The organism is Brumicola blandensis (assembly GCF_031846165.1).
GTDB lineage: Bacteria > Pseudomonadota > Gammaproteobacteria > Enterobacterales > Alteromonadaceae > Glaciecola > Glaciecola blandensis.
Genome location: NZ_JAVRIE010000014.1, coordinates 1 through 3,197 on the forward strand (window position 1 = coordinate 1; position 3,197 = coordinate 3,197).

Here is a 3,197-nt window from a genome sequence, read left to right on the forward strand (position 1 = left end):
GGACGGGTTCTTCTATCTCTTTTCAGAGAGAATGGGAGCCTGACGGTGTGCTACTCTCACATGGGGAAACCCCACACTACCATCGCCGCTAATACGTTTCACTTCTGAGTTCGGAATGGGATCAGGTGGTACCGTATCGCTATTGCCGTCAGGCAAAAACTGTTGTTCTTTTAACTATTCAGAAAGCTATTAGTAATCTTTAACGTTAGAGTGTCGCTACTCTTTGACTTTTATTTGATTTGGCTACTTGTCATCACAACACCGGCCTAAGCCACTTCATTCGAAGCTATTTTGGTGTTGTATGGTTAAGCCGCACGGGCAATTAGTACAGGTTAGCTTAACGCCTTACAACGCTTCCACACCCTGCCTATCAACGTTGTCGTCTTCAACAACCCTTCAGGAGAATTAAATTCTCTGGGATGACTCATCTCTGGGCTCGCTTCCCGCTTAGATGCTTTCAGCGGTTATCGATTCCGAACGTAGCTACCGGGCAATGCCTTTGGCAAAACAACCCGAACACCAGCGGTTCGTCCACTCCGGTCCTCTCGTACTAGGAGCAGCTCCCATCAATCATCCAACGCCCACACCAGATAGGGACCGAACTGTCTCACGACGTTCTAAACCCAGCTCGCGTACCACTTTAAATGGCGAACAGCCATACCCTTGGGACCGACTTCAGCCCCAGGATGTGATGAGCCGACATCGAGGTGCCAAACACCGCCGTCGATATGAACTCTTGGGCGGTATCAGCCTGTTATCCCCGGAGTACCTTTTATCCGTTGAGCGATGGCCCTTCCATACAGAACCACCGGATCACTATGACCTACTTTCGTACCTGCTCGACGTGTCTGTCTCGCAGTTAAGCTGGCTTATGCCATTGCACTAACCTCCTGATGTCCGACCAGGATTAGCCAACCTTCGTGCTCCTCCGTTACGCTTTGGGAGGAGACCGCCCCAGTCAAACTACCCACCAGACACTGTCCACAACCCCGATAAGGGGTCAATGTTAGAACATCAAACATACAAGGGTGGTATTTCAAGGGCAGCTCCACGTCATCTGGCGACAACGCTTCATAGCCTCCCACCTATCCTACACATGTAGGGTCAATGTTCAGTGCCAAGCTGTAGTAAAGGTTCACGGGGTCTTTCCGTCTAGGTGCGGGTACACAGCATCTTCACTGCAATTTCAATTTCACTGAGTCTCGGGTGGAGACAGCGTGGCCATGGTTACACCATTCGTGCAGGTCGGAACTTACCCGACAAGGAATTTCGCTACCTTAGGACCGTTATAGTTACGGCCGCCGTTTACCGGGGCTTCGATCAAGAGCTTCGCTTACGCTAACCCCATCAATTAACCTTCCGGCACCGGGCAGGTGTCACACCGTATACGTCATCTTTCGATTTAGCACAGTGCTGTGTTTTTAATAAACAGTCCCAGCCACCTGGTCACTGCGGCCCTCATTCGCTTAGGACGAAAAGTCCATCACAAACAAGGGCGTACCTTCTCCCGAAGTTACGGTACAATTTTGCCGAGTTCCTTCACCCGAGTTCTCTCAAGCGCCTTAGTATTCTCTACCTGACCACCTGTGTCGGTTTGGGGTACGGTTCGCTATATCATAAGTTTAGAGGCTTTTCCTGGAAGCAGGGTATTTGCTACTTCGTCACCGTAGTGACTCGTCTCGTGTCTCAGGCATGTAGATTTCCGGATTTACCTAAAAATCAACCCTACGCACTTTCACTTGGACAACCAACGCCAAGCTAGCATAACCTTCTCCGTCCCCCCTTCACTGATATAACAAGTACGGAAATATTAATCCGTTTCCCATCGACTACGCATTTCTGCCTCGCCTTAGGGGCCGACTTACCCTGCCCTGATTAGCATGGGACAGGAAACCTTGGTCTTCCGGCGTGGGGGTTTTTCACCCCCATTATCGTTACTCATGTCAGCATTCGCACTTGTGATATGTCCAGCAAACCTCTCAGTTCACCTTCAACCACTTACACAACGCTCCCCTACCACTTGAACCTAAGTTCAAATCCGCAGCTTCGGTATATTGCTTAGCCCCGTTACATCTTCCGCGCAGGCCGACTCGACTAGTGAGCTATTACGCTTTCTTTAAAGGATGGCTGCTTCTAAGCCAACCTCCTAGCTGTCTTAGCCTTCCCACTTCGTTTCCCACTTAGCAATATTTTGGGACCTTAGCTGGCGGTCTGGGTTGTTTCCCTCTTCACGACGGACGTTAGCACCCGCCGTGTGTCTCCCGGATAGCACTCATCGGTATTCGGAGTTTGCAAAGGGTTGGTAAGTCGGGATGACCCCCTAGCCTTAACAGTGCTCTACCCCCAATGGTGTTCGTCCGAGGCTCTACCTAAATAGATTTCGGGGAGAACCAGCTATCTCCCGGTTTGATTGGCCTTTCACCCCCAGCCACAAGTCATCCCCTGACTTTTCAACGTCAGTGGGTTCGGTCCTCCAGTTGATGTTACTCAACCTTCAACCTGCCCATGGCTAGATCACCGGGTTTCGGGTCTATACCTAGCAACTCAACGCGCAGTTAACACTCGCTTTCGCTACGGCTCCCCTAATCGGTTAACCTTGCTACTAAATATAAGTCGCTGACCCATTATACAAAAGGTACGCAATCACCCAACAAGTGGGCTCTCACTGCTTGTACGTATACGGTTTCAGGTTCTATTTCACTCCCCTCACAGGGGTTCTTTTCGCCTTTCCCTCACGGTACTAGTTCACTATCGGTCAGTTAGGAGTATTTAGCCTTGGAGGATGGTCCCCCCATCTTCAGTCAAGATAACACGTGTCCCGACCTACTTAATATGGCAACTATGAAACTTCATGTACGGGGCTATCACCCTGTATCGCTGAGCTTTCCAACTCATTCCACTACTTCATAATTACTCGGCTGCTCCCCGTTCGCTCGCCGCTACTTGGGGAATCTCGGTTGATTTCTTTTCCTAAGGGTACTTAGATGTTTCAGTTCCCCTCGTTTGCCTCTACACCCTATGTATTCAGGTGCAGATACCGCCGAAGCGGTGGGTTTCCCCATTCGGACATCTGTGGTTCAAATGCGTTTTGTCAACTCACCACAGCTTTTCGCAGACTTACACGTCCTTCATCGCCTCTAACTGCCTAGGCATCCACCGTATACGCTTAGTCACTTAACCATACAACCCAAAATAGC

General features: G+C 50.1%; 2 rRNA genes. Both read right to left on the reverse strand.

The features are described from left to right. Nucleotides 1-37: 37 nt before the first annotated feature. Nucleotides 38-153 (reverse strand): 5S ribosomal RNA (rrf, locus tag RM544_RS17605). Between the two features lie 148 nt (nucleotides 154-301). Further along, nucleotides 302-3,180 (reverse strand): 23S ribosomal RNA (locus RM544_RS17610). Nucleotides 3,181-3,197 lie beyond the last annotated feature (17 nt).